Below are 24,851 nucleotides of genomic sequence, written 5' to 3'. Positions count from 1 at the left end.
GGCAACGGGCGGCCGAGTTGCTTCTCTGCCTATGCTGGTCTAAGCGACGAGCATGACAGCCGTAGCGCTCAGCGCAAGGAAGGACCGACCATGGCCGATGACGACTACGTGTATGACGAGGCAACCGGCGAATGGCGTCCGGCGTCCGAAGTTGCCGCGGCGGCCGCGGCCAAACCCGTGGCCCGCGACGCATCCGGAACCGAGCTTGCCGATGGCGATTCGGTGGTCCTGATCAAGGACCTCAAGGTCAAGGGTGCGGGCCAGACGCTGAAGCAGGGCACGGTCATCCGCTCCATCCGCCTCACCGACGATCCCGAGCACATCGATTGCCGACACGATGCGATCAAGGGCCTCGTGCTTCGCACCGAATTCGTGCGCAAGCGCTGACCACCGGACAGGCGAGATCATGGCGACACTGACGATCGAGGAACTGGCGGAACGGTTGCAACCCGGCGAGGCGATTGCCGGGCTCGACCTCGGCACGAAGACGATCGGGCTATCGGCCTCCGATCTCGGTCGCCGCTTCGCCACCCCTCGCCCTGTTATCAAGCGGGTGAAATTCACTCAGGATGCCGAAGTGCTTCTGGCCTTCGCGGCAAAGGAAAAGATCGTTGCCTTCGTGATCGGCCTGCCGGTCAACATGGACGGCTCGTCGGGGCCGCGCGTGCAGGCAACCCGTGCTTTCGTGCGCTCGATGTCGGAGAAGACCGACATTCCCTTCGTCTACTGGGACGAGCGGCTTTCGACGGTGGCTGCGGAACGGGCGCTGCTCGAGATGGATGTGTCGCGGGCCAAGCGCAGCGAACGGATCGATTCCGCCGCTGCGAGCTTCATTCTTCAGGGTGCGCTGGACAGGCTTTCGGGGCTCGCCCGCATGTCCGACACGTCCGACGATTTTGCCTGACGTGCCAACCACCAGGCCTTGATCTGCCTGCGGCGGCGAAAGCCGATGATCGCGAAGAGAATCAGGCTGTCGACGATGATGGCGCGCGCGACCAGCGGCGGTATCGTTTCCGGCGCAATGCCCAGCACGTTTCCGTAGATCTGGAAGACGAGGTCATGCGCGTCGCGCGTCAGCATGAAGATGCCGAAGCTCATGTTGTAATAGGACAGACCGTACCAGGCGCCGAGGATCGTGATGGGCAATGCCCACAAGAGCAGAAGTGTCTTCATGCCGTTTCCGCCTTTTGATCGAACGGCAAATCATTTGCCGCCGGCCAGTTTTCCACCAGCCATTTCAGTGACGCCATCACGCTGAGCACGGCCGCCGGGACGGCGATGTCGAGCGCCAGCCCCGAGAAAAATACCATCATCATGATGGTCGCCATCGGTCGTGCCAAAAGCGCGTCCGTCACCACTCTACCCTTTAACGTCTGTCCCATGCAAAAGGTGGCCGGTTCGGCGCCAAGGCGCAACGTAAACCCTTTGTTAAGGTTAACGGCGCCTGTGGATGAGCAGTTTCAGTGACTTGGTCAAAAATGTCGCCGAGACACGTTTTTCGATTGTTTGCGCGGATCTCCGGGGCTACGGCTCCCTGCCTGCCATTTTGGACCTGTCATGCTCATCATCTTCGAAAGCATCCTGCCCATCTTCCTGCTTGTGATTCTCGGGGTCGTGCTCAAGCGTACACCCTTGATCAACGCGAATTTCTGGGGAGGGCTCGAGCAATTCGGCTATTTCGTGCTTTTCCCTGCCCTGCTCTTCCAGACGCTTTCGACCGCAGATTTCTCCGCGACGGACAGCGGCAGCGTCGGCATCGTCTCCCTGCTTGCCGTCGGCGTGATGACGGGGATCGTGCTGGCGTGCTGGCCGCTCCTGAAGAGGAGCGGCATGGGAGGCCCGGCCTATACCTCCGTCTTTCAGACCTCGACTCGCTGGAACGGCTTCATGGCGCTCGCCATTGCGGAGAAACTGACCGGGACCATGGGGCTGACGGTCATCGCGGTCATCATGGCGTCCATTATCGTGCCGCTGAACCTGATCAATGTCGGGATCATGGTGTGGTTCTCAGGGGAAAGCCGCAATTTCAAGACATTCGCCTTCAAGATCATCACCAATCCCATCATCATCGGTGCTGCCGCCGGCGTCGTGGTGAACCTCTCCGGCTGGACGGTCTACGCACCATTCATGACGGCGGTCGATCTCATCGCGAGCGCTTCCCTCGGGCTGGGACTGGTCACTGTTGGTGCGGGGCTGCGGATCGCGGACGCGCTGAAGCCACAGCCGAGCGTCCTGCTCACGGTCATGCTGAAGCTGATCGTGTTCCCGGTCGTCGCCGTCGGCCTCGCCCTCACCTTCGGTCTTTCCGGTGAAATCGTGGTGATGGTCGCGCTGGGGGCTGCCGTTCCGACGGCGATGAACGGCTATGTGCTGGCCAAGCAGATGGGCGGCGATGCCGACCTCTATGCGGCAGCGGCCACCGTGCAGACAGTCGCGGCCTTCTTCACCATCCCTGTCATGCTCTATCTCGCCGCTCAGGTGGCGGGCGGATAGAGCAGGTCGAGCACATAGCGAGAATCGAAGCGCGCATCGAGCACGCCATAGGTATGGCGCCAGCCGCCGGCGAGGCGTGATTCGAGGAAGGCATCGGCGATCTTGCCGGCGCCCAGTCGGTAAAGCTCGGCGGCACCGGCCGCGAGTGCCAGTTGCTCGATGAGCAGTCGGCCGGCGGCCTCGTCGCGTTCGGCAAGAGCGGTCGCCGCGCGCAGGACTTCGACGGTCTTCTTGCCGGACGGACCGAGATCCCGCTCAAGGCCGGCGAAGAGTGTTTCGAAGAGATCCTTGCCACGGCTCAAGACCCGCAAGACATCCAGCGCCATGACATTGCCGGAGCCTTCCCAGATCGCGTTCACCGGGGCTTCGCGGTAGTGGCGAGCAATCGGCCGCTCCTCGACATAGCCGCTGCCGCCGATGCATTCCATGGCTTCGTAGATCAATCCTGGCGCGATCTTGCAGATCCAGTATTTGGCGACCGGCGTCATGACGCGGGCGTAAGCCGCATCGACCGGGTTTTCCCGCGCCTTGTCGAAGCTGTCGGCGAGACGGAAGGCAAGCGCCGTCGCGGCCGCAACGTCGAGCGCCATGTCCGCCAGAACACGCGTCATCATCGGCTGATCGATCAGCGCCTTGCCAAAAACGACGCGGCCGCGGACGTGGTGAATGGCCTCGGCCATGGAGGCGCGCATCATGCCGGCAGAGGAGAGCGCGCAATCGAGGCGGGTCAGCGTGACCATATCGAGGATGGTGCGCACGCCGTCGCCGGGCGAACCGAGGAGGAAGCCGAAGGTTTCGGCGAATTCGACTTCGGAGGAGGCGTTGGAACGGTTGCCGAGCTTGTCCTTCAGGCGCTGGAATTCGAGCCCGTTGGCCGAGCCATCCTCCAGAAGGCGGGGCACCAGGAAGCAGCCCATGCCGTCCTTGGTCTGCGCGAGCATGACGAAGGCATCGCTCATCGGGGCCGACATGAACCATTTGTGGCCGGAGAGACGGTAGATCCCCTCGCCCACCCGTTCTCCCGTGGTGGTATTGGTGCGCACATCCGTGCCGCCCTGCTTTTCGGTCATTCCCATGCCGATGGTCACGGCAGTCTTCTGCATTGGCGGCTTGTTGCTGCTGTCGTATTTGCGCGACAGGATGCGCGGCGTCCATTCCTTCTGCACGGCCGGGGAGGCAACAAGGGCTGCGACCGAAGCGCTGGTCATGGTCAGCGGGCAGAGATGCCCCGATTCGAGCTGGGCCGTCAGGAAGAAGCGGACGGCGCGGGCCTTGTGTTCGTGGCCGCGGGCTTCCGGCGCATTTTCCCAGACGGAGGAATGCAAGCCTGAGGCCATCGAGCGACGCATGAGGGCATGCCAGGCCGGGTGAAATTCGACAACGTCAAGACGTTCGCCGCGCACGCCGTGGGTTCTGAGCTGCGGCGGGCTGGCATTGGCCATCCGGGCCAGTTCCTGGGCTTCAGGCGAGGTCACATATTTGCCAATGACGTCGTATTCCTCGCGCAGCGGACGCGAGAGAGACGAGGTCAGATCGACGAGCAGCGGATCGGAGCGATAGGCGTTGACGCCGGACCAAGGCTTGGGCTGGTTCAGCGCTGCGAGTTTTTCTTCAGTCCGGTTCATCAATCCTGCCGATCTTGTAAGAAGACGCACGTCGTCCCGCCAACGCCTTGCCTTCATAATTTCCAATGCGGCAGAAGCCTCCAGGGCGCCTGCTGCGCCGGTGTCCCCTACCGTCTCTCCGCTCCTATTACATGGGGACCGCGCGTCAATCCACCTAGCATGTGCTTGCCCGGCCCGATCCCACACTTTATAGACCGCGTGACATCTCAGGAGGACGTCCATTGGTCTTCTTTCCCCATCGCCATCTAATCGGCATCAAAGGCCTTACCGAGCAGGACATCACGTTCCTCCTCGACAAGGCAGACGAAGCCGTCAAAATCAGCCGCCAGCGGGAGAAGAAGACTTCCACGCTGCGTGGCCTCACCCAGATCAACCTGTTCTTCGAAGCCTCGACGCGAACGCAAGCCTCCTTCGAGCTTGCGGGAAAACGCCTTGGCGCCGACGTGATGAACATGTCGGTCGGCAATTCATCCGTCAAAAAGGGCGAAACGCTGATCGACACGGCCATGACGCTGAATGCCATGCGACCGGATGTGCTCGTCGTGCGGCATTCCTCGGCGGGTGCCGCTGCCCTTCTTTCGCAGAAGGTCGCCTGCTCGGTGGTCAATGCCGGGGACGGCCAGCACGAGCATCCGACGCAGGCGCTGCTCGACGCGCTCACCATCCGCCGCGCCAGAGGCAAGCTGTCCCGCATCATCGTCGCGATCTGCGGTGACGTGCTGCATTCGCGCGTCGCGCGCTCCAACATCCTGTTGCTCAATGCCATGGGCGCCCGTGTCCGGGTGGTTGCGCCCGCGACACTGCTGCCGGCCGGGATCGCCGACATGGGCTGCGAGGTCTTCCACGACATGAAGGAAGGTCTCAAGGATGCCGACGTCGTCATGATGCTCCGCCTGCAGCGCGAGCGCATGTCCGGTTCCTTCGTGCCTTCGGTGCGCGAATACTTCCATTTTTATGGCTTGGATGCCGAAAAGCTGAAGGCTGCGAAAGAAGATGCGCTCGTGATGCATCCGGGTCCGATGAACCGCGGCGTCGAGATTGCCTCGGAAGTGGCCGATGGACCGCAGAGCGTGATCGAGAGCCAGGTCGAGATGGGGGTGGCCGTGCGCATGGCCGTCATGGAGACGCTGCTGGTCTCGCAGAACCAGGGTCCGCGTTCGGAGGGAATGGGCGCATGAAAAAGCCGCTTGTCCTCAAGAATGCACGGATCCTCGACCCCTCGCGCAAGCTCGACGAAGTCGGCACCATCATCGTCGGCCATGACGGGCTGATCGTCGCGTCCGGCGCCGATGCGCAGAACCAAGGCGCGCCGGAAGGTGCCGAAATCCGCGATGCCCGAGGGCTGACCGCCATTCCGGGTCTGGTCGATGCGCGCGTCTTCGTCGGCGAACCGGGTGCCGAGCACCGCGAGACGATCGCGTCCGCGAGCCGTGCGGCAGCGGCCGGCGGCATCACCTCCTTCATCATGATGCCGGAAACGGATCCGGTCATCGACGACATCGCGCTCGTCGAATTCGTCAAGAAGACCGCCCGCGACACGGCCGATGTCAACGTCTATCCGGCGGCGGCCCTGACCAAGGGGCTGAAAAGTGCCGAGATGACGGAGATGGGACTGCTGCAGCAAGCCGGAGCTGTCGCCTTCACCAATGGTCGCTACGGGCTCAATGACACGCAGGTCCTGCGACGGGCCATGACTTACGCCCGCGAATTCGGCGCCGTGATCGCGCTTGAAACCCGCGAGAAATATCTGGCCGCGAACGGCGTGATGAACGAAGGACTGCTCGCAAGCTGGCTCGGGCTCGGCGGCATCCCGCGCGAAACCGAGATCATTCCGCTGGAACGGGACCTGCGCATCGCAGCCCTGACCCGCGCGAAATACCACGCCTCGCAGATCTCGGTGCCGGAATCGGTGGAGGCGATCGAAGTCGCCCGCAAGCGCGGCGCCAAGGTCACCTGCGGCATCTCGATCAACCACCTGAGCCTCAACGAAAACGACATCGGCGAGTACCGGAGCTTCTTCAAGCTCTATCCGCCGTTGCGCTCGGAAGACGACCGCATGGCCATGGTCGATGCGCTCGCGAAGGGGCAGATCGACATCATTGTCTCCTCGCATGATCCGCAGGATGTCGACACCAAGCGTCTGCCCTTCGGCGAGGCGGCGGATGGTGCGATCGGGCTCGAAACGATGCTGGCGGCCGCGCTTCGCCTGCACCATGCCGGCCAGGTGCCGCTGATGCGGCTGATCGAGGCCATGACGACGCGGCCGGCAGAGATCTTCGGCCTGCCCGGCGGCACGCTGAAACCGGGTGCGCCTGGCGACATCACCCTTGTTGACCTCGATGAGCCGTGGCTCGTGTCGCGCGACAGCCTGCTTGCGCGCTCGAAAAACACGCCATTCGAAGATGCCCGCTTCTCGGGCCGGGCCGTTGCGACCTATGTCGCCGGCCGATGCGTGCACTCGCTTTAAGATAGAGGGGACAGAAATGCCTATCGTCGACTATTCCGCTCTCGGCTTTCCAAACCTCGCCATCGTGCTCGTGCTCGGCTACCTGCTTGGTTCCATCCCCTTCGGCCTGCTGTTGACCAGGATGGCCGGGCTCGGCGACCTGCGGTCGATCGGGTCTGGCAATATCGGCGCGACCAATGTGCTGCGCACCGGCAACAAGAAGCTGGCTGCCGCCACGCTGCTGCTCGATGCACTGAAGGCAACCGCTGCAGCGCTCATTGCCCAGGCGGTCTTCGGCCACAATGCCGGACTGTTCGCCGGCTTTGCCGCGTTCATCGGCCATCTCTTCCCCGTCTGGCTTGGTTTCAAGGGCGGCAAAGGCGTTGCGACCTATATCGGCACGCTGCTCGGTGTTGCCCCGCTGATGGTGCTGGTCTTTGCCGTCGTCTGGCTTTCGGTCGCTTTCCTGACACGCTACTCTTCGTTGTCGGCGCTCGTCGCCACACTTGTCATTCCGGTTGTATTGTGGATACTGGGGGTTGAGGAGACGGCCCTCGTCACCGCGGCCATGACGGCCATCACCTTCTGGCGTCACAAGGCAAATATCCAGCGTCTCGTCGCGGGCACCGAGGGCAAGATCGGTCAAAAAGGCTAGAGGAAGGCCATGGGGTCAGTCGGCGCAGGACGGAAGGGAATTGCGCTGACGGATCGACAAAGGATCGCGTGGTTGCGGCTGATCCGCAGCGACAATGTCGGCCCCTCCACATTCCGCGATCTGATCAATCATTTCGGCTCGGCGGAGGCCGCACTCGACGCGCTTCCCGAACTGTCGCGCCGGGGTGGTTCGACACGCGCCATCCGCATCGCGACGACAGCGGATGCCGAGCGCGAGATCGAAACCGCCCATCGTTTCGGGGCCTGCTTCATCGGCATCGGCGAACCGGACTATCCGCCCGCTCTCAGACAGATCGACGCCGCCCCTCCCTTGATCGCGGCCAAGGGCGACCTCAGTGTCGCCACGCTTCCCACCGTCGGGATTGTCGGCTCGCGCAATGCCTCGATCAGCGGTGCGAAATTCGCAGCGATGATGGCAAGGGAGATCGGGCTATCGGGCTACGGCATCGTCTCCGGGCTTGCACGGGGGATCGATGCGGCCGCCCATCGAGCAAGCCTCGAGACGGGAACGATCGCTGCGATGGCCGGGGGGCTGGACCAGCCCTATCCCCCTGAAAACATCGACCTCCTCGCCCAGATTTGCGAAGGCCGGGGGCTTGCCATCTCGGAGATGCCGTTCGGCTGGGAGCCCCGGGCGCGGGACTTTCCGAGGCGCAACCGACTGATCGCCGGCGTGGCTCTCGGCGTCGTGGTGATCGAGGCGGCCGCTCGCTCCGGGTCGCTGATCACGGCGCGACTGGCCGGCGAATTCGGACGGCTGGTCTTTGCCGTCCCTGGATCACCGCTGGATCCGCGCTGCGAGGGGACCAATGGTCTGCTGAAGGATGGCGCGACGGTCACGACGCGTTCGCAGGACGTGCTGCAGGCGCTCGCACCGATATCGGACGTCGATCTCTTCTCGCAGACCGAGGCGGGTGAACCCGGCGATGGCGATCCCGGCGAGCGTCCGCTGGCCCCGCCCCCGAACGACGACGAGCGCCTGATCATCATCCAGGCACTTGGGCCGACGCCGGTCGAGATCGATGACATCATCCGTCATACGGGCCTGCCGGCCTCGTCCGTCTACCTGGTTCTGCTGGAACTGGACATTGCCGGGCGCCTAGAGCGGCATGCGGGTGGATTTGTTTCGCTGAGCATGATTGATTGACAGCGAACGGCGGCCGGACTGGACGTCGCCCGCCTCCACATAGGCCATCTCGATCAGATAACACAGCATATCGGCGCCTTCGTTTTCGGCGACCAGCCGCAATTCGGCGAGCATCTGTCTGATGTATGCGATTTTTTCCATCGTGCGGTTACCGCGATCATTCGAATCGACTGTGTCTCGTGTCATCGCTCTCGCCCGTCGTCCCCGGAGGTCGCTGCAACCACGGCCTCGCTGCTCTCCACACCACAATAGAGCATTTATCCTAGATTGCAATCTACCAATGATCCCCCACAGGTTGCATCGGCCGAAAGGCCGGAAAATAAGCCTCGCCTCTTGACCGCAGCCGTTTCGCCCTCCATGTCGGAAAACCGTGTTCCGAAGACTGTGGTGCGGTGCCGCTGATCGGATGCGTTGAAGGTACATCTGTCCAATGAACGTCGTAGTCGTAGAATCCCCGGCCAAGGCCAAGACGATCAACAAGTATCTGGGTCCCGGATACACGGTGCTCGCCTCATTCGGCCATGTGCGCGATCTGCCGGCCAAGGATGGCTCCGTTCTGCCGGACCAAGACTTCGAGATGTTCTGGGAGGTCGATACAGCCTCGCAAAAGCGGATGAAGGATATTGCCGATGCGGTGAAATCCTCAGACGGCCTGTTTCTCGCGACCGACCCTGATCGCGAAGGTGAAGCCATTTCCTGGCATGTGCTCGATCTTCTGAAGAAGAAGAAGGTGATCGGCGACAAGCCGGTGAAGCGCGTCGTCTTCAACGCGATCACCAAGAAGGCCGTGCTCGACGCAATGGCCAATCCGCGCGACATCGACACACCGCTCGTCGATGCCTATCTCGCCCGCCGTGCACTGGACTATCTCGTCGGCTTCAATCTCTCGCCGGTGCTCTGGCGCAAGCTGCCCGGCGCCCGCTCCGCCGGCCGCGTCCAGTCGGTGGCTTTGCGCCTCGTCTGCGATCGCGAAACCGAGATCGAACGCTTCGTCGCCGAGGAATACTGGAATATTTCGGCCCTCCTGAAGACGCCGCGCGGCGAAGAATTCGTGGCGAAGCTCGTTTCGCACCAGGGCAAGCGCATGCAGCGCAACTCGGTGACCAATGGCGACCAGGCAGCGGGCATCCAGGCCTTGCTCGAGGGCGCAGCCTTTGCCGTCGACAGTGTCGAGGCAAAGCCGGTCAAGCGCAATCCGGGCCCGCCTTTCACGACATCGACATTGCAGCAGGCGGCATCGTCGAAGCTCGGCTTCTCGGCCTCGCGCACCATGCAGGTGGCGCAGAAGCTCTATGAAGGCATCGACATCGGCGGCGAGACCGTCGGTCTGATCACCTATATGCGTACCGACGGCGTCCAGATGGCACCCGAGGCGATCGAGGCTGCCCGGTCCGCTGTCGCCGACCAGTTCGGCCCGCGCTACGTGCCGGAAAAGGCGCGCATCTACTCGACCAAGGCGAAGAATGCCCAGGAAGCGCACGAAGCGATCCGCCCGACCGATTTCAATCGCTCGCCGGACAAGGTGCGCCGCTTCCTCGATGCCGACCAGTTGCGTCTTTACGACCTGATCTGGAAGCGCGGCATTGCAAGCCAGATGGCATCTGCCGAAATCGAGCGCACGACGGTCGAGATCCTGGCCGACAACAAGGGTGACAAGGCCGGGCTTCGCGCCGTTGGCTCCGTCATCCGCTTCGACGGCTTCATCGCCGCCTATACCGACCAGCGCGAAGAGGGCGAGCCGGCAGAGGACGGTGACGACGAGGATGGCCGTCTTCCGGAGATCAATGCCCGGGAGGCATTGGCCAAGCAAAAGGTCAATTCGAGCCAGCATTTCACCGAGCCGCCGCCGCGCTATTCGGAAGCCTCGCTGATCAAGAAGATGGAAGAGCTCGGCATCGGCCGCCCCTCCACCTATGCTGCGACGCTAAAGACGCTCAGCGACCGCGAATATGTCATCATGGACAAGCGCAAGCTGATCCCCCATTCGAAGGGTCGGCTGGTCACGGCTTTCCTCGAGAACTTCTTCACCAAATACGTCGAATACGATTTCACGGCCGATCTCGAAGAGAAGCTCGACAAGATCTCTGCCGGAGAGTTGAACTGGAAGGACGTGCTGCGCGCCTTCTGGCAGGACTTCTTCGCCCAGATCGAAGACACCAAGGAACTGCGCGTCACCAATGTTCTGGATGCACTGAACGAGGCGCTGGCCCCACTGGTGTTTCCAAAGCGCGAGGACGGGTCCGATCCGCGCATCTGCCAGGTCTGCGGCACCGGCAATCTGTCGCTGAAGCTCGGCAAGTATGGCGCCTTTGTCGGCTGCTCGAACTATCCGGAATGCAACTTCACCCGACAGCTGAGCTCGGAAGGTGGCGCGGAAGCGGAAGCGAACGGCAATAATGAACCGCGGGCGCTGGGCAAGGATCCGGTGACCGAGGAAGAAATCACGCTGCGCTCCGGCCGTTTCGGGCCTTACGTCCAGCGCGGCGACGGCAAGGAGGCTAAGCGCTCCTCGCTGCCGAAGGGCTGGGCGCCAGCCGATATTGACCTTGAGAAAGCCTTGTCGCTGCTGTCGCTGCCGCGCGACGTCGGGGCACACCCGGAAACCGGCAAGATGATCTCGGCGGGCCTCGGGCGCTACGGACCCTTCGTGCTGCATGACGGCACCTATGCCAATCTCGAAGGCATCGAGGACGTTCTGTCGATCGGCCTCAACCGCGCCGTTACCGTGCTCGCCGAAAAGAAGGCCAATCCGGGTGGCCGTGGCCGTACGGCAGCCGTGGCCCTCAAGGAACTCGGAGAGCATCCCGATGGTGGTGCAATGACCGTCCGTGACGGTCGCTTCGGCCCCTATGTCAATTGGGGCAAGGTGAATGCCACCCTGCCGAAGGGCAAGGATCCGCAGGCGGTCACCGTCGAGGAAGCGCTGGTGCTGATCGCCGAACGCGCGGCCAAGGATGGCGGCAAGACGAAGGCGAAGAAGGCTCCGGCCAAGGCAGCGAAGGCAAAGTCGGAAGACGGTGCTGCAGCGAAGCCGAAGAAGGCAGCCGCCAAGCCGAAGGCCAAAGCTCCGGCGAAGGCAAAAACAACGAAGAAGAGTGCGACTTGAGCAAAATGACCCGCGACACCTCCCGCTCCCCTGGCTCCGGCAACCGCAAGAGCCGGCGTGCGGAGGGCGCGGCCAAGGCCCGGAGCGAAAACCCCACGGCCTTGATCCACGGGGAGGTTCCGCCGCGCGACGTCCTGATGCAGTTTATTACCGATAATCCCGACCGGGCCTCCAAGCGCGAGATTGCCAAGGCCTTCGGGTTGAAGGGTGAGCAGCGGGTCGAGCTGAAGCAGGCGTTGAAGGATCTCGAAAACGACGGGCTGGTGCAGAAGAGCCGCAAGTCGCTGACGAGGCCGGGCGCCCTGCCGCCGGTCACCGTGCTCGACATCACCACCCGCGACAAGGACGGCGAACTGATCGGGCGCCCGGCGGAATGGCCAGAAGAGGCCGGAGCTGCACCGGCGGTGCTGATCCGCCAGTCGAGTTCCGATCGTTCCAAGGGAAAGGCGCCTGTCGGCGGCCTCGGCGACCGGGTACTCGCCAAGATCTTTGCCAACAAGGACCGCTCGGGTCCGGCCTACACGGCCCGGGTCATCAAGATCCTCGACCGGCATGTCGGCGCGGTCATGGGTGTGGTGCGCATGATGCCGGAGGGTGGCGCACGGCTCATGCCAATCGAGCGGCGCGGCGAGGAAATGCAGATCGACGCCACCGATATCAGCGACGCCAAGGATGGCGACCTGGTCGAAGTGGAGGTCGCGCGGGCTTCCCGTTTCGGCCTGACGCGGGCCAAGGTGCTCACCGTCGTCGGATCGGTCGCCTCGGAAAAGGCGATCTCGATGATCGCGATCCATGCACATGGCATTCCGCACATCTTCCCGCAATCGGTGATTTCAGAGGCCGAAGCAGCCGAGCCTGCCTCGATGTCGCATCGCGAGGACTGGCGCAACCTGCCGCTGATCACCATCGATCCGCATGACGCCAAGGACCATGACGACGCCGTCTATGCCGAGCTCGACCCGTCGCCGGACAATCCTGACGGCGTGATCGTGACGGTCGCGATCGCCGACGTCTCCTACTATATCCGACCGAAATCCGCGCTCGACCGCGAGGCGCTGAAGCGCGGCAACTCCGTCTATTTCCCGGACCGGGTCGTGCCCATGCTGCCAGAGCGGATCTCGAACGATCTCTGCTCGCTGCGCGAAGGCGTCGATCGGCCGGCACTTGCCGTGCGCATGGTCTTTTCGCATGAGGGCCGCAAGGCGAGCCACACTTTCCACCGCATCATGATGAAGAGTGCGGCCAAGCTGTCCTACCAGCAGGCGCAGGCGGCGATCGACGGAAAGCCGGATGAGCAGACCGGCCCGCTGCTGGAGCCGATCCTGAAGCCGCTCTGGCACGCCTATGAGGTGATGAAGCGCGGGCGCGACAGGCGCCAGCCACTTGAACTCGACATGCCCGAACGCAAGATCATTCTCAAGGAAGATGGCACCGTCGATCGCGTGCATGTGCCGGAGAGACTCGATGCGCACAAGCTGATCGAGGAAATGATGATCCAGGCGAATGTCTCGGCCGCCGAGACCCTGGAGAAGAAGCGTCAGGCGCTGATCTACCGCATTCATGATGCGCCGACACTTGCCAAGCAGGAAGTGCTGCGCGAATTTCTCGCAACGCTCGGCATGTCCTTGGTCAAGGGCGGCAACATGCGGTCCAATTCCTTCAACGGAATCCTCGCCAAGGCGCAAGACACGCCGCATCAGACCATCGTCAACGAGATGGTGCTGCGAAGCCAGAGCCAGGCCATCTACAGCCCTGACAATATCGGCCATTTCGGCCTCAACCTGATGAAGTATGCCCACTTCACCTCACCGATCCGCCGTTATGCCGACCTTATCGTGCATCGCGCTCTGGTGAGATCTGTCGGCCTTGGCGAAGGCGGGATCACGCCCGAGGAAGAGGCGAGCCTCGAGGATATCGCAGCCGAAATCTCGACCTTCGAGCGGCGCGCGATGGCTGCCGAACGTGACACCGTCAACCGGCTGATCGCGCATCACCTTGCCGGGCGCATCGGCGAGCAATTCGACGGACAGATCAGAGGCGTGACGAAATCCGGCCTGTTCGTCGCCCTGCCGCAATTTGGCGCAGATGGCTTTGTCCCGGTTTCCACACTCGGTCGCGACTACTATATCTACGATGAAGCGCATCAGGCTTTGACGGGCGAAAAATCCGGGCTCGGTTACCAGCTCGGCGATACCGTCGAGGTTCGACTGGCCGAGGCCGTGCCGCTTGCCGGTGCGCTCCGCTTCGAAATGCTGAGTGAGGGACGCAAGATGCCGGCCGGCACGCGCTCCTTCCACAAGGCGGGACGGCGTGGCCAGAAACAACCAGGCACACGTCCGCCGCGCTCGCGACGTTGACACTTTTGCCCCGGAGGCAGGACATGACCGCCAACCAGACCCATGTGACGATGCAATATGGCGCAGCAGGGAAGACCGAGCGCCCGCTCGGCCGGTCCATCAAGCGCGGAATGCTGAACCAGTGCCCGGCCTGCGGGTCCGGAAAGCTCTTCCGCAACTATCTGAAGGTCGTCGACAATTGCGCCGCCTGCGGTGAGGACTATCATCACCACAGGGCGGACGACCTGCCGGCCTATCTCGTCATCCTGATCCTCGGCCATGTCCTTGTCGGGGGCTTCATGGCGACCGACCTCGTCTTCGTTCTGCCCGCATGGGTGCATTTCGCCATCTGGGCGCCGATCGGGGTCGTGACTTCCCTCCTCTGCCTGCAGCCGATCAAGGGCGGGGTCGTCGGCCTGCAATGGGCGCTGCGGATGCACGGCTTCGGTGGAGAGAGGGACGAAGCGGAGCCTTCGTGACAGGCGCGAGTGCCGAGAAAAGCAGTCACCTGACTTTGGTCGTTTACCGATAGGACTGAGTTTTACGGTAAACCGTGATTCGCGGTGCCGCATGCCAAGCAGCTTGACAGCCGGACGATTTCCAGTCTGAACATGCCGCGCCGATCAAGGATGCCCGGGGGAGCTCGTAAACCCATATGCCATTGAACATGCAGATTTTTACCCTGCCCCCGGCTGCTCTCGTGCCCATGGTCCGGTCGGTTCGCGAGGTTGCGGATGTCTGAAACCAATGGCCTTCACGGCCACCGCGAGGAGATCCACTGGCCTTCGCTGGTTGCGGCCATTTCCGCGATCTCAGCCGTCGGCATTGCGATTGGCCTCGGCCTGCCGCTGCTCAGCATCATCCTGGAGAAGCGGGGCATTTCCTCGACGCTGATCGGGCTCAATTCCGCCATGGCCGGCATTGCTGCGATGGCGGCAGCACCGGTCACCACCAAGCTTGCCCACAAACTCGGCGTCGTACCGACCATGCTGTGGGCTGTCGTGCTCTCGGCCGTCAGCGCGGTCGGCTTCTACTTTGCGACCGAATTCTGGATGTGGTTTCCGCTGCGCATCGTCTTTCATGGCGCAACGACCACGCTCTTCATCCTCTCCGAATTCTGGATCAATGCGGCGGCCCCCTCGCGCAAGCGCGGGCTGGTCATGGGAATTTATGCCACCATGCTGGCCGTCGGTTTCGCCTGCGGCCCCCTGCTCTTTTCGGTACTTGGCAGTGAAGGCATCTTGCCCTTTGCGGTGGGCGCCATCGCCATCCTGGCGGCTGCGATCCCAATCTACATCGCGCGCTACGAAAGCCCCGTCCTGGGTGACAAGCCCGAGATGCACTTCCTGCGCTACATCTTCCTGGTACCGACCGCGACGGTGGCCGTTTTCGTCTTCGGTGCGGTCGAGGCGGGCGGCCTGTCGCTCTTCCCGATCTATGCCACCCGCAGCGGCTTCACAGAGACCCAGGCGGCGCTTCTGCTGACCGTGATGGGCATTGGCAACATGGTCTTCCAGATCCCGCTGGGGCTGCTCTCAGACCGGATGCGCGACCGGCGCATGCTCCTGTCCATCCTCGCTGCCGTGGGCCTTGCCGGCTCGCTGACGCTTCCGTGGCTCTCCGGCCACTGGCAACTGATGGCTGTGGTGCTGCTGTTCTGGGGTGGCTGCGTCTCGGGCCTCTACACCGTGGGCTTGAGCCATCTCGGCTCGCGACTCACTGGCGCGGATCTGGCAGCGGCCAATGCCGCATTCATTTTCTGTTATGCGGTGGGTACGGTTGCTGGTCCGCAGGCGATCGGGGCTGCCATCGACATCACCGGCAATGACGGTTTTGCATGGGCAATCGCGGGCTTCTTCGCCCTCTATGTGGTGCTTTCCCTGGGACGCCTGCTTTTTAAGCCGAAACGCACTTGACTTTTCGGGCGCGATTTGTAGTTTCGCGCCAGATTTGCCGTGGGCCTCGTTCGGTCGTCCACGGCTTCGTTTATTAGAGGCAGGACGACCATGGCCAAGGCTACAACCATCAAGATCAAGCTTCTGTCGACGGCTGACACGGGTTTCTTCTACGTTACCACGAAGAACAGCCGCACCATGACGGACAAGATGACGAAGACCAAGTACGACCCGGTTGCTAAGAAGCATGTCGAGTTCAAGGAAACCAAGATCAAGTAAGACTTGATCGACGGATTATCCAAAAAGGCGTGCCGCTTCCTGCGGCGCGCCTTTTTCTTTTGCCTCGTCCCCGCCCCTTGATTGTCGTCACAAGATTGTCGTCACAAGCCCAAAACGAAAGACACCGGCCTCCTTGCGGAAACCGGTGTCTTCTAGAATAGGGGGTCGGCCGGCATGCAACACGGCACGAGGAACCGTTTTGTAGTTGCATACCAACCGACCGACCCCACGACCCAGGAGATGCGGCGGACCTGAGCATCATGGGGTATCTTGAACCTCCGAAGAGGCCTTGTCTGTTGGGTGTAAGTTCTCCCAAATAGAGACAAAAATCAACATTTTATTAACCGCTGGACCGATCAGCCTACGAATATGGTTAAATCTCGAGAGGTTGAACTTGGCGTTAGGCAACAATCGTCAGTACTACACACATTGAAACTTGAAATGACTACCAGTCCATTCAAGTTCTTCTGAAGTCTATTTTACGAGCTCCATAGAGCATGGAGCACACAAACCTAGGTCACCCCCTCAAAGAGAACGCTAATATTCAGATAAATACAAACCGGGGCAAGCATGTTGCCGGTGGCTGGCACCGGCATCTGCCCCATTTGGTGCAAGACTATTCTGACATCGGTTGATAAGTCGATTTGTAACTGTTCAAAATGACAGCAGGAATTGATCAAATCCATAGCCGAACTGGGACCGCAAAAAGCTGTGCAAATCTTTGCTGACAGCGGCGCCTACCGCTGAAACTACTGATCTATTTCGAAGGGATGGTCAGGCAGCAGCAGCGACGACACGGTTCCGGCCGGAATTCTTCGCCTCATAGAGTGCACGGTCTGCCTGTTTCAGCAGCTGCTCGGGCGTATCGATCCCCGGCCCGACCGTGGCGATGCCCATGGAGGCCGTGAGCATCAGCGGTGTCTCGCCGGAGCGGAGCTGGAAGGGCCGCGCCTCGATCATCCCCCGCAAGCGCTCGGCCACGGTTGCTGCCACTTCTGCCGGTGTGTCGGGCATGACTAGTACGAACTCTTCACCGCCGAAGCGGCAGGCGAGATCGGCGCCGCGCACGGTCGCACGGATGCGCCCGGCGAATTCCTTCAGCACCTCATCTCCGGCATCGTGTCCGTAACCGTCATTCACCAGCTTGAAGCGGTCGATATCGGTAATGCAGATCGTCAGCGGCCGGCCGCGGACCTTGGCGCGTGCAAAGAGCGTGCGCAGCTGGGTGTCGAGATAGCGGCGATTGTGGAGGCCGGTCAGGCCGTCGGTGACAGCAAGCTCGACCGTCTGGCGCACGCTGTTGCGCAGGAGATCATTGTATCGCTTGCGACGAACCTGTGTCAGGGCGCGTGCCATGAGTTCGTTTGGATCGAGCGGGCGCACGATGTAGTCGTTCACGCCGAGATCAAGCGCGCGGATGATCATCTGCTCGTCGCCCTGTTCCGTGATCAGCAGGATCGGAATGAAGCGGGTGCGCTCCAGCGATCTGATCTGCGAGCACAGGCGCAAGGGGTCGTAATCCTCGAGATTGCAGTTGACGATGATGAGGTCGAAGGTGTTCTCCGCTGCCTCGAACACCGCAGCCTGCGGGTCGGACATGGCAAAGACTTCGGCAATCGGCTTCAGCGACTTGATGATGCGCTCCTGGGAGGCTGCACGGCTATCGACGAGCAGGACATGAGCCTGCTCTTCCAACCGGCCGTCCTGAAGCCGCAGAATGTCGTCCATACCCGCCTGGCGGGTCGTGTCGTGACGGATGCGCAGTTCGTCGGACAGCGTCTTCAGGCGCACCAGGCTCTTCACGCGGGAGATCAGCTGCAGATCGTTGACCGGCTTGGTGAGGAAATCGTCGGCACCGGCCTTCAGGCCGCGTACGCGATCCGATGGCTGATCGAGTGCGGTGACCATGACAACAGGGATATGAGCCGTGCGCGGACTGGACTTCAGCCTCTCGCAAACCTCGAAGCCGTCCATTTCCGGCATCATGATGTCGAGCAGGATCACATCGACCTGGGTCCGGTCGCAGATGTCGAGTGCGTCGCGGCCATTGCTCGCGGTGAGAACGTCGAAATATTCCGCCATGAGCCGCGCTTCGAGCAGCTTCACATTGGCGGGAACATCATCGACGACCAGAATGCGCGCAGTCATGTCACTTCTTCCTCACGCATCCCCGAGATAGGTCTTGATCGTCTCGATGAATTTCGGCACCGAAATCGGCTTGGAGACATAGGCTTCGCAGCCGCCCTGGCGGATGCGCTCCTCATCGCCCTTCATCGCAAAGGCCGTGACAGCGATGACGGGAATGACATGCAGTTCCGGATCGTCCTTCAGCCATCTGGTGACTTCGAGCCCGGACACCTCGGGAAGCTGGATGTCCATGAGAATCAGGTCCGGCTTGTGGCGACGTGCGAGATCCATCGCTTCCATGCCGTTGCGCGTCTGCACCGTTTCATAGCCGGACGCCTCGATCAGATCGCGGAAGAGCTTCATGTTGAGCTCGTTGTCTTCGACAATCATAACCTTTTTCGGCATTCACCCGGTCCTTTGTCCCACGCATTCAGGCAGCCCAGAACGGCGGGCGCGGCGCGAGTTGCATCTTCCGTCACCGAGCATGCTAGTGCTATTTGGTTTCGAAATCGGTAATTTGGCGGTGTCGGGGGAAAAGACTTGATGAAAAACAGAGATATACCGTCTGGCGCCGAAGAGACGGCGGTTGCGGTGCTCGGCTGGCTGGCAAATGAACCCGAGATGCTGTCGCGGTTTCTTGCGCTCTCCGGGGTACAGCCAGGTCAATTGCGCGAGGCAGTGAAGGATCCCGGCTTTCTTGCGGGAATGCTCGAATTCCTCATGCAGCACGAACCGACCCTGATGGCCTTCTGTGCTGCCACCGAGACGAAACCCGAAACCGTGGTATCGGCCTATCACCACTATGTTCGACCAGGCCTCGATTCGGGTGAATACTGATGCTGACGGACATCGACCACATCACAGTCAAAGATCGCCCCTTGATCGTCTGTGACGTGGACGACGTGGTCTTGCAGTTCGCGACCCCATTCGAGGCGTTCCTCGCGACCCGCGGTCACCGGCTCCTGCCCCGCTCGTTCAAGCTCACCGGCAATATCGTGAGCGGCACGGACGACAGGGTTCTGGAGGCGCCTTTGGTAAAGGCCCTGATCGACGACTTCTTCGTCGAGCAGGAACGCTGGCAGACGCCGTTTGCCGATGCGGTTGACAGCCTGCACGCGCTCGGCGCTGAGGCCGATCTCGTCTTCCTGACGGCCATGCCGCCACGCCATGCCGAGATCCGGCGGCGGCTGCTCGACCAGCTGGCACTGACCTTCCCGATGATCGCGACAGAAGCGGCGAAGGGGCCGATGGTCGCGAAGCTGCACGGCGAAAGGCCCCTGCCCGTCGCCTTCGTCGACGACATGGTCCACAATCTTCACTCGGTCGGTGACCATGTACCCAGCTGTCTGCTGGTCTATCTTCCACCACCACTCGAGATCTTCCAGTTTGCACCCGATCCGCACGAGACCGTCCGACGGGTCGAAAACTGGCCGCAGGCATCCAGGCTCATCCGATCACATTTCACCGCACAGGACGTGGCAAGTCACGGCTGACGCCGTCGCGGTACTTGTCTACACCGCGAACGGGGCCTATGGTGGCAATGTTCAACCTTTGTTCCTGCAATGATGCGCTCCGTCCATGATCACACCGGCTTTTGTCGCGACTGCCTGACCGGGCAGGCAGAGGGTCTGCGCCGGTGTCGTTCCTGCGGCAGTCCCCGCCTCGTCTATCACCCGGAACTGTTCGACCTTTCGATCGCGCATATCGATTGCGACGCTTTTTATGCCTCGGTGGAGAAGCGTGACAATCCTGAGCTCATCGACAAGCCCGTGATCATCGGTGGCGGCAAGCGCGGGGTCGTCTCCACCGCCTGCTATGTCGCTCGCATTCACGGCGTCCGGTCGGCCATGCCGATGTTCAAGGCGCTGGAGGCCTGTCCGCAGGCGGTGGTTATCCGGCCGGACATGGAGAAATATGCCCACGTTGGCCAGCAGATCCGGGCCATGATGGAGGAACTGACGCCGCTGGTGCAGCCGATCTCGATCGACGAGGCCTTTCTCGATCTCAGGGGCACCGAACTCCTGCATCACGAGCCGCCGGCACGGGTGCTTGCCCGCCTTGCAGGACGGATCGAGAAGGAAATCGGCATCACGGTCTCCGTCGGGCTATCCTATTGCAAATTCCTGGCCAAGGTCGCTTCCGACCTGCAGAAGCCACGCGGCTTTTCCGTCATCGGCGCTGCCGAGGCGCTCTCCTTCCTTGCAGACAAGCCGGTGACGATGATCTGGGGTGTCGGCAAGGCCCTGGCCGCGACGCTGCAGGCCGATGGCATACGCATGATCGGCCAGTTGCAGAGCATGGACGAGACCGAGCTGATGCGTCGCTACGGGGTTATGGGGCAAAGGCTGGCACGACTTTCGCGCGGTATCGATGATCGCACCGTGCATCCGAATGACCCGGCCAAGAGCGTCTCGGCCGAAACGACATTCTTCGATGACATCCACCGAATCGACGACCTCGTCGTGCATCTGCGCGCGCTTTCCGAGAAAGTCGCATGGCGGCTGAAGCGGCATGAGATTGCGGGCCAGACTGTTGTCCTGAAGCTGAAGACGTCCGACTTCAAGCTGCGTACCCGCAACCGGCGGCTCGATGATCCGACACAGCTCGCTGACCGGATTTTCCGGACCGGCATGTCGCTGCTGGAGAAAGAGACTGACGGGACGAGGTTTCGGCTGATCGGGATCGGGGTGAGCGACCTCCAGGATCCAGCGCTTGCCGATCCGCCCGATCTCGTCGACGTGCAGGCTGGACGGCGCGCAGCAGCGGAAGCCGCAATGGACAAATTGCGCGACAAGTTCGGCAAGGGTACCGTTCAGACAGGCTACACCTTTCCCCCCAGGAGATAGACTGCACCGTGACAGATGCGCCCGCAAGCAAGAGCAGGGATCCGAGCCGCCGGGACTCCAGCTCGCAGACAAGGCTGAGGCTGTTGCGGATCGCGGCCTCGCATCGCCGCACAGGGCGCAATGATCTGATGCTCGGCGCGATTCTCGCCTTCGTGGCCGGTGCCATCAATGCCGGCGGATTTCTCGCGATCGGCCACTATACGTCGCATATGACGGGCATCGTCTCTGCGATCGCCGACAATCTGGCGCTCGGTGTCTTCGGGCTGGTCGGATCGGGCCTTGCGCTCCTGATCAGCTTCACGCTGGGGGCCGCCTGCTCGGCGGTCCTGATCAACTGGGCAAGGCGACATGCCCGTCGCCAGCAATATGCCTATCCGCTGGCGCTTGAATCCGGCCTGCTCATTGCCTTTGCCGGGATCGGGGCCGTGATCCCGGCCGCTGCCGCCGCACCTGTGACAGCGGTACTGCTCTGCTTCGTCATGGGACTGCAGAATGCGACGATCACCAAGATTTCCGGCGCACGCATCCGCACCACCCACCTGACCGGCATGACGACCGATATCGGGATCGAACTGGGCAAGCTCGCCTATGGAGTGGTTGCACGCGTTCTTCACCATCCCCCCATTGCGACCGATGTCCGCAAGCTTGGCATTCTCCTGCCGATCATCGGCATGTTCTTTCTGGGTGGATTGATCGGGGCGCTCGGCTTCAAACATCTCGGCCATGCCTTCTCGCTGCCGATTGCGGCGCTGCTCCTCGCCGTCGCATCCCCGCAATTGCGCCCACGTCCGCTGTCGCCGCAGTGAGTGTGAACAACTGGGGATACATGATCACAGCCGCGTGACGGCTTGCGATCACCGATCCGCTGCGAAACTTTTCTTAAACATCGTCCCATACACTTCGGCAGCTTTGTCTCGCGTTCCAAGTGGTCGACCATGTTCCAGCGTTTCGCCGTCGCCTTCAGTCTTTCCCTTCTGGCCAGTACCGCGCTTGCCGCAGATGGCCCCTTGCAAATCTTCGTCTCCAAGGCGGATCAGACGCTCACCGTCTATGATGGTGATACGGTGGTCGCGACGACAAAGGTCTCGACCGGCAAGCCGGGGCACGCGACACCGTCCGGCATCTTCTCGATCCTCGAGAAGCGAAAGTATCACGAGTCCAATCTCTATTCGAACGCGCCCATGCCCTTCATGCAGCGCCTGACATGGTCCGGTATCGCGCTGCACGAGGGCAAGGTTCCGAACCACCCGGCCTCGCATGGCTGCGTCCGGCTGCCGAACGGCTTTGCCAAGTCGCTGTTCTCGATGACCGAGCGCGGGGCGCATGTGATCATCACCGACGAACCGGTGACGCCGCGGCAGGTGACCCATGCCAATCTCTTCACGCCGAGATTGCCGATCGACGATGGCGGACTTCTCTCGGATGTGGAACTGCGCCCCGGCCGCGTCGAAGCGAGCCTGAAGCCGGTGGAAGTGGCGATGAATGCGGTGCTGCCGCGCAGCGGGGCGGAAGCGAAACTCAGCATAGAGGAACCGCCGCCGCTCAGGATACTGATCACCCGACGCACGCAGCGTGACGTGGCAACCGACGTCCAGCGCCTGCTGAACAAGGTCGGTTTCGATGCCGGAGTTCCCGACGGCCTGCTCGGCACGCGCACGATTGCGGCGGTCAAGGCCTTCAAGGAGAAACACGCCGTCGAGAAGGACGGCGAGATCCTGTCGAAACCTTTCCTTGCGGCGCTCTACACCCAGGCTGGGGAAGATCACCCCCCCATGGGACAGTTGATGATCCGGCAGAAGTTCCAGCCACTCTTTTCAGCTGCCATCGACATCAAGGAGCCGGAGAAAGCGCTCGGCACACATTTCCTGGAGGCGACAGCGGTTGACCGCTTCAAGCGCAAGGCCGAATGGCGCGGTGTAACACTCGACGACCATCTGGCGGCCTCCACACAGAAGCGGCTCGGCATCACCTTACCGGCTGACGATCCAGCCGTTTTTACCGCCGAAGCCGCGCTGGCACGCATCGTCCTGCCGGATGACTTGCGGGCCCGGATCGAAACCATGCTCAGCGAGGGATCGTCGCTCACGATCCAGGACACGGGGCTTGGCCCGGAAACCGGAAACGGCACGGATTTCATCACGGTGACGCGACCCAGTCCCAAGCGCTAGTCTTGAGAGAAGCGTCCTCGGTCAACTGGCCTGGCGAACCAACCCCCAAAGACGATCTCGCAGGTCATCAGCCTCTCCGATGGCATGATCTAGGTCGCCCACGCCGTATTGTTCGACCAAGGTCGGTTGTGGTGACAACAAAGACCGTCCCAATCCGACTTTGGCGTCTGGCACATTGTAACCCATCAATTGTAAGATCGTGGGGAAGATATCAATCGTTGAAGCTGCCTTGTTTGTGACGCCGTGAACCTCGGCACCCAAGACAAAGAACATGTTTTCTCGGGGCAGAGCTTCCAGAAGATGAGACGCGTCATTGCGCATAGCCAAGTGGTCACTTTGAATGATGAGCACGGTATCGTTGAGAAGCCCGTCTCGGTGAAGGGCTTGGATGAAGCGCTCCAGCAGAACGTTGGTGCAGGCAAATGCCTTCAGAGTATTATTTACCTGCTTCTGAACGAAGGCCTCCGTCTTGCAGGACGGTGAGACATATCCCTCAGGGGCATGACCACCAATGGTGGTCATCGTCAGGCTGAATGGTCGCTCAGAGGCGCTTAGGGACTTCACCTGCTCATGCGCGATGGTGAACAGATCCTCGTCATGCAATCCCCAAGTATTCTTGCGACCGGGAAAGCGCTCCTGAAGCTCTTCATACCCAAGCAAGCGATTATAGCCATGAGCTTCCGCAAATCCGCGCGTTCCTGCAAAATCCAGCGACGCTCCCTTGAGGAAAACGTTGAAATAGCCATTGTTTGCCAGGATGTCCCCAAGGCAGTTGGCGTGGGGCAGGATTTCGTCCACGTTGTCATAGCCATTCGTGTGTATCACACCCAAGGAAAACAAAGGCACACCGCAGGTCGACGCGACATGCCCAGCCAGTGTCCAGCCGGTTGACCCCAACTGCATCATGCCCGTCGATCGCCAGCCATTCGCGGCGAGCCTCTTGAGGGGATCTGCAACGTCACCGAAGACATTTGCTTGCCAGAGAGTTCCCTCTGCACTTTCAACAAAGACGTGAATCAGATTCCTGCGCTCAGGCGGAGGCGTGACTGACGGCGGATGATAGTGGTCATTGAGGTCCACGACCGGCGGAACAGACGAAGCTAACGCCCGCCCCGCGGCAGTCCATAGCAGCGGATTGCAGACAAGCAGAAAGACCGGGAGGATACGATTGAAGATCCGCAGACCGCCGGATCTCATCGATAACCGCCACCAGCTAACGCACATCAAGGCGAAGGGAAGCAATGCCACCATGGCATCCCAAAGGACATCTCCAACAATCTCATTGGATCCAACGTCATAACGAAGATGAAATGCAATCGCGTCGATATCTACACTGCCGAAAAGGCGAATGAACATAAACCAGATCGCCATCAGCGATGCAGCGAGAACGGTCCAACGTATCTGGGGCTCTGATGGCACGGCACCAGGAGCAGTTTTCATCAGAGCGTAGACCGTGACCAAGGTCACGCAGAACACCACGGAATGGAGCGTCTCCGACAATCTTAAGGTTGCAGCCACCGTCATGGCGAGCGCCCAAGAAAATACAACTGCCCAGAAAATGCCGACAAAAATTGAAGCGCTACCTTTGCGCGAACTTTCAATCATCTTCTTCACAAACACCTCCGCATGGCTGCATTATGCAACTCATAGGGGGTATTTTATTTCGCTTCCCTTAGCGAACTTCGTAAAGTTGTCTCAATCGCCCACT

At 61.4% G+C, this 24,851-nt stretch carries 24 protein-coding genes; 17 read left to right on the top strand and 7 right to left on the bottom strand.

What is annotated here, in order from left to right:
- The first annotated feature begins 90 nt into the window (after window positions 1–90).
- Window positions 91–387 carry an alkylphosphonate utilization protein gene (locus tag LJE98_RS14780; RefSeq protein WP_229575984.1) on the top strand — a complete coding sequence of 99 codons (297 nt, stop codon included), beginning with the start codon at window positions 91–93 and terminating at the stop codon, window positions 385–387.
- 19 nt (window positions 388–406) lie between these two features.
- Window positions 407–904, top strand: coding sequence for a Holliday junction resolvase RuvX (gene ruvX / locus LJE98_RS14775; protein ID WP_229575983.1), 498 nt, complete (start codon window positions 407–409; stop codon window positions 902–904).
- On the opposite strand, the gene LJE98_RS14770 is transcribed toward ruvX, so the two are convergent.
- Both LJE98_RS14770 and LJE98_RS14765 read right to left on the bottom strand, forming a co-directional pair.
- Complete coding sequence (locus tag LJE98_RS14770) at window positions 838–1,173, bottom strand: DUF6105 family protein (protein WP_229575982.1); 336 nt, start codon at window positions 1,171–1,173, stop codon at window positions 838–840. The two genes, ruvX and LJE98_RS14770, sit on opposite strands and share 67 nt — an antisense overlap.
- A complete protein-coding gene (locus LJE98_RS14765) occupies window positions 1,170–1,355 on the bottom strand; it encodes a hypothetical protein (RefSeq protein WP_229575981.1) in 186 nt (61 codons plus the stop codon). The genes LJE98_RS14770 and LJE98_RS14765 overlap by 4 nt, the downstream gene beginning before the upstream one ends.
- Window positions 1,356–1,557: 202 nt before the next feature.
- Here LJE98_RS14765 and LJE98_RS14760 point away from each other — a divergent pair, with 202 nt between their 5' ends.
- The gene (locus tag LJE98_RS14760) at window positions 1,558–2,493 is read left to right on the top strand and encodes an AEC family transporter (protein ID WP_229575980.1); all 936 of its coding nucleotides are present in this window, start codon (window positions 1,558–1,560) and stop codon (window positions 2,491–2,493) included.
- Here LJE98_RS14760 and LJE98_RS14755 read toward each other — a convergent pair.
- A complete protein-coding gene (locus tag LJE98_RS14755) occupies window positions 2,475–4,118 on the bottom strand; it encodes an acyl-CoA dehydrogenase family protein (protein ID WP_229575979.1) in 1,644 nt (547 codons plus the stop codon). The two genes, LJE98_RS14760 and LJE98_RS14755, sit on opposite strands and share 19 nt — an antisense overlap.
- Window positions 4,119–4,339: 221 nt before the next feature.
- On the opposite strand from LJE98_RS14755, the gene LJE98_RS14750 reads away from it, so the two are divergent.
- The 4 genes from LJE98_RS14750 to dprA are packed head-to-tail and all read left to right on the top strand — an operon-like array spanning window position 4,340 to window position 8,386.
- The gene (locus tag LJE98_RS14750) at window positions 4,340–5,296 is read left to right on the top strand and encodes an aspartate carbamoyltransferase catalytic subunit (protein ID WP_229575978.1); all 957 of its coding nucleotides are present in this window, start codon (window positions 4,340–4,342) and stop codon (window positions 5,294–5,296) included.
- Window positions 5,293–6,585, top strand: coding sequence for a dihydroorotase (locus tag LJE98_RS14745; protein WP_229575977.1), 1,293 nt, complete (start codon window positions 5,293–5,295; stop codon window positions 6,583–6,585). Before LJE98_RS14750 ends, LJE98_RS14745 begins: the two co-directional genes overlap by 4 nt.
- 16 nt (window positions 6,586–6,601) lie before the next feature.
- Complete coding sequence (gene plsY, locus LJE98_RS14740) at window positions 6,602–7,219, top strand: glycerol-3-phosphate 1-O-acyltransferase PlsY (RefSeq protein WP_229575976.1); 618 nt, start codon at window positions 6,602–6,604, stop codon at window positions 7,217–7,219.
- Between the two features lie 9 nt (window positions 7,220–7,228).
- Window positions 7,229–8,386 (top strand): DNA-processing protein DprA, encoded by a 1,158-nt coding sequence (dprA, locus tag LJE98_RS14735; RefSeq protein ID WP_229575975.1) that lies wholly within the window; start codon window positions 7,229–7,231, stop codon window positions 8,384–8,386.
- On the opposite strand, the gene LJE98_RS14730 is transcribed toward dprA, so the two are convergent.
- Complete coding sequence (locus tag LJE98_RS14730) at window positions 8,339–8,572, bottom strand: hypothetical protein (RefSeq protein ID WP_229575974.1); 234 nt, start codon at window positions 8,570–8,572, stop codon at window positions 8,339–8,341. The genes dprA and LJE98_RS14730 overlap by 48 nt on opposite strands.
- A 244-nt stretch (window positions 8,573–8,816) precedes the next feature.
- On the opposite strand from LJE98_RS14730, the gene topA reads away from it, so the two are divergent.
- The 5 genes from topA (at window position 8,817) to rpmG (ending at window position 16,002) form a co-directional block, all read left to right on the top strand.
- Entirely contained in the window at window positions 8,817–11,492 is a 2,676-nt protein-coding gene (topA, locus tag LJE98_RS14725) for a type I DNA topoisomerase (RefSeq protein WP_229575973.1), read from the top strand.
- A gap of 5 nt (window positions 11,493–11,497) precedes the next feature.
- The gene (gene rnr / locus LJE98_RS14720; RefSeq protein WP_420710155.1) at window positions 11,498–13,849 is read left to right on the top strand and encodes a ribonuclease R; all 2,352 of its coding nucleotides are present in this window, start codon (window positions 11,498–11,500) and stop codon (window positions 13,847–13,849) included.
- A gap of 23 nt (window positions 13,850–13,872) precedes the next feature.
- Window positions 13,873–14,307 carry a DUF983 domain-containing protein gene (locus tag LJE98_RS14715; protein ID WP_229575971.1) on the top strand — a complete coding sequence of 145 codons (435 nt, stop codon included), beginning with the start codon at window positions 13,873–13,875 and terminating at the stop codon, window positions 14,305–14,307.
- 255 nt (window positions 14,308–14,562) lie between these two features.
- Window positions 14,563–15,744: an MFS transporter gene (locus LJE98_RS14710; protein WP_229575970.1), complete on the top strand. Its 1,182-nt coding sequence runs from the start codon at window positions 14,563–14,565 to the stop codon at window positions 15,742–15,744.
- A gap of 90 nt (window positions 15,745–15,834) precedes the next feature.
- Window positions 15,835–16,002 carry a 50S ribosomal protein L33 gene (rpmG, locus tag LJE98_RS14705; protein ID WP_003547442.1) on the top strand — a complete coding sequence of 56 codons (168 nt, stop codon included), beginning with the start codon at window positions 15,835–15,837 and terminating at the stop codon, window positions 16,000–16,002.
- A gap of 774 nt (window positions 16,003–16,776) precedes the next feature.
- Here the strand turns inward: rpmG and LJE98_RS14700 are convergent.
- Together LJE98_RS14700 and LJE98_RS14695 are read right to left on the bottom strand one after the other, a co-directional pair.
- On the bottom strand, window positions 16,777–18,150 hold the full coding sequence (locus LJE98_RS14700; protein WP_229575969.1) for a PleD family two-component system response regulator: 1,374 nt from the start codon (window positions 18,148–18,150) through the stop codon (window positions 16,777–16,779).
- A 12-nt stretch (window positions 18,151–18,162) separates the two neighbouring features.
- Entirely contained in the window at window positions 18,163–18,534 is a 372-nt protein-coding gene (locus tag LJE98_RS14695) for a response regulator (protein ID WP_229575968.1), read from the bottom strand.
- Window positions 18,535–18,672: 138 nt separating this feature from the next.
- Here LJE98_RS14695 and LJE98_RS14690 point away from each other — a divergent pair, with 138 nt between their 5' ends.
- From LJE98_RS14690 to LJE98_RS14670, 5 genes are all read left to right on the top strand, one after another.
- Entirely contained in the window at window positions 18,673–18,966 is a 294-nt protein-coding gene (locus tag LJE98_RS14690; RefSeq protein ID WP_229575967.1) for a DUF3572 domain-containing protein, read from the top strand.
- Window positions 18,966–19,622 carry a hypothetical protein gene (locus tag LJE98_RS14685; protein ID WP_229575966.1) on the top strand — a complete coding sequence of 219 codons (657 nt, stop codon included), beginning with the start codon at window positions 18,966–18,968 and terminating at the stop codon, window positions 19,620–19,622. The genes LJE98_RS14690 and LJE98_RS14685 overlap by 1 nt, the downstream gene beginning before the upstream one ends.
- Window positions 19,623–19,691: 69 nt before the next feature.
- Window positions 19,692–20,975 carry a DNA polymerase IV gene (locus LJE98_RS14680; RefSeq protein ID WP_229575965.1) on the top strand — a complete coding sequence of 428 codons (1,284 nt, stop codon included), beginning with the start codon at window positions 19,692–19,694 and terminating at the stop codon, window positions 20,973–20,975.
- 8 nt (window positions 20,976–20,983) lie between these two features.
- Window positions 20,984–21,781: a YoaK family protein gene (locus LJE98_RS14675; protein ID WP_229575964.1), complete on the top strand. Its 798-nt coding sequence runs from the start codon at window positions 20,984–20,986 to the stop codon at window positions 21,779–21,781.
- Between the two features lie 129 nt (window positions 21,782–21,910).
- Window positions 21,911–23,143: a L,D-transpeptidase family protein gene (locus tag LJE98_RS14670; protein WP_229575963.1), complete on the top strand. Its 1,233-nt coding sequence runs from the start codon at window positions 21,911–21,913 to the stop codon at window positions 23,141–23,143.
- A gap of 21 nt (window positions 23,144–23,164) precedes the next feature.
- On the opposite strand, the gene LJE98_RS14665 is transcribed toward LJE98_RS14670, so the two are convergent.
- Window positions 23,165–24,748: a sulfatase-like hydrolase/transferase gene (locus LJE98_RS14665; RefSeq protein WP_229576025.1), complete on the bottom strand. Its 1,584-nt coding sequence runs from the start codon at window positions 24,746–24,748 to the stop codon at window positions 23,165–23,167.
- Window positions 24,749–24,851 lie beyond the last annotated feature (103 nt).

This window comes from Rhizobium sp. 'Codium 1' (genome assembly GCF_020889605.1).
GTDB classification, from domain to species: domain Bacteria; phylum Pseudomonadota; class Alphaproteobacteria; order Rhizobiales; family Rhizobiaceae; genus Allorhizobium; species Allorhizobium algae.
This window is presented reverse-complemented; position numbering and strand designations above follow the sequence as displayed.

Excerpts from the sequence above, each read along its gene's own strand:
- LJE98_RS14780 (WP_229575984.1), top strand. The coding sequence starts at position 91 with ATGGCCGATGACGACTACGTGTATGACGAGGCAACCGGCGAATGGCGT.
- ruvX (WP_229575983.1), top strand. The coding sequence starts at position 407 with ATGGCGACACTGACGATCGAGGAACTGGCGGAACGGTTGCAACCCGGC.
- LJE98_RS14770 (WP_229575982.1), bottom strand. The coding sequence starts at position 1,173 with ATGAAGACACTTCTGCTCTTGTGGGCATTGCCCATCACGATCCTCGGC.
- LJE98_RS14760 (WP_229575980.1), top strand. The coding sequence starts at position 1,558 with ATGCTCATCATCTTCGAAAGCATCCTGCCCATCTTCCTGCTTGTGATT.
- LJE98_RS14755 (WP_229575979.1), bottom strand. The coding sequence starts at position 4,118 with ATGAACCGGACTGAAGAAAAACTCGCAGCGCTGAACCAGCCCAAGCCT.
- LJE98_RS14745 (WP_229575977.1), top strand. The coding sequence starts at position 5,293 with ATGAAAAAGCCGCTTGTCCTCAAGAATGCACGGATCCTCGACCCCTCG.
- plsY (WP_229575976.1), top strand. The coding sequence starts at position 6,602 with ATGCCTATCGTCGACTATTCCGCTCTCGGCTTTCCAAACCTCGCCATC.
- dprA (WP_229575975.1), top strand. The coding sequence starts at position 7,229 with ATGGGGTCAGTCGGCGCAGGACGGAAGGGAATTGCGCTGACGGATCGA.
- LJE98_RS14730 (WP_229575974.1), bottom strand. The coding sequence starts at position 8,572 with ATGACACGAGACACAGTCGATTCGAATGATCGCGGTAACCGCACGATG.
- topA (WP_229575973.1), top strand. The coding sequence starts at position 8,817 with ATGAACGTCGTAGTCGTAGAATCCCCGGCCAAGGCCAAGACGATCAAC.
- rnr (WP_420710155.1), top strand. The coding sequence starts at position 11,498 with ATGACCCGCGACACCTCCCGCTCCCCTGGCTCCGGCAACCGCAAGAGC.
- LJE98_RS14715 (WP_229575971.1), top strand. The coding sequence starts at position 13,873 with ATGACCGCCAACCAGACCCATGTGACGATGCAATATGGCGCAGCAGGG.
- LJE98_RS14710 (WP_229575970.1), top strand. The coding sequence starts at position 14,563 with ATGTCTGAAACCAATGGCCTTCACGGCCACCGCGAGGAGATCCACTGG.
- rpmG (WP_003547442.1), top strand. The coding sequence starts at position 15,835 with ATGGCCAAGGCTACAACCATCAAGATCAAGCTTCTGTCGACGGCTGAC.
- LJE98_RS14700 (WP_229575969.1), bottom strand. The coding sequence starts at position 18,150 with ATGACTGCGCGCATTCTGGTCGTCGATGATGTTCCCGCCAATGTGAAG.
- LJE98_RS14695 (WP_229575968.1), bottom strand. The coding sequence starts at position 18,534 with ATGCCGAAAAAGGTTATGATTGTCGAAGACAACGAGCTCAACATGAAG.
- LJE98_RS14690 (WP_229575967.1), top strand. The coding sequence starts at position 18,673 with ATGAAAAACAGAGATATACCGTCTGGCGCCGAAGAGACGGCGGTTGCG.
- LJE98_RS14685 (WP_229575966.1), top strand. The coding sequence starts at position 18,966 with ATGCTGACGGACATCGACCACATCACAGTCAAAGATCGCCCCTTGATC.
- LJE98_RS14680 (WP_229575965.1), top strand. The coding sequence starts at position 19,692 with ATGATGCGCTCCGTCCATGATCACACCGGCTTTTGTCGCGACTGCCTG.
- LJE98_RS14670 (WP_229575963.1), top strand. The coding sequence starts at position 21,911 with ATGTTCCAGCGTTTCGCCGTCGCCTTCAGTCTTTCCCTTCTGGCCAGT.
- LJE98_RS14665 (WP_229576025.1), bottom strand. The coding sequence starts at position 24,748 with ATGATTGAAAGTTCGCGCAAAGGTAGCGCTTCAATTTTTGTCGGCATT.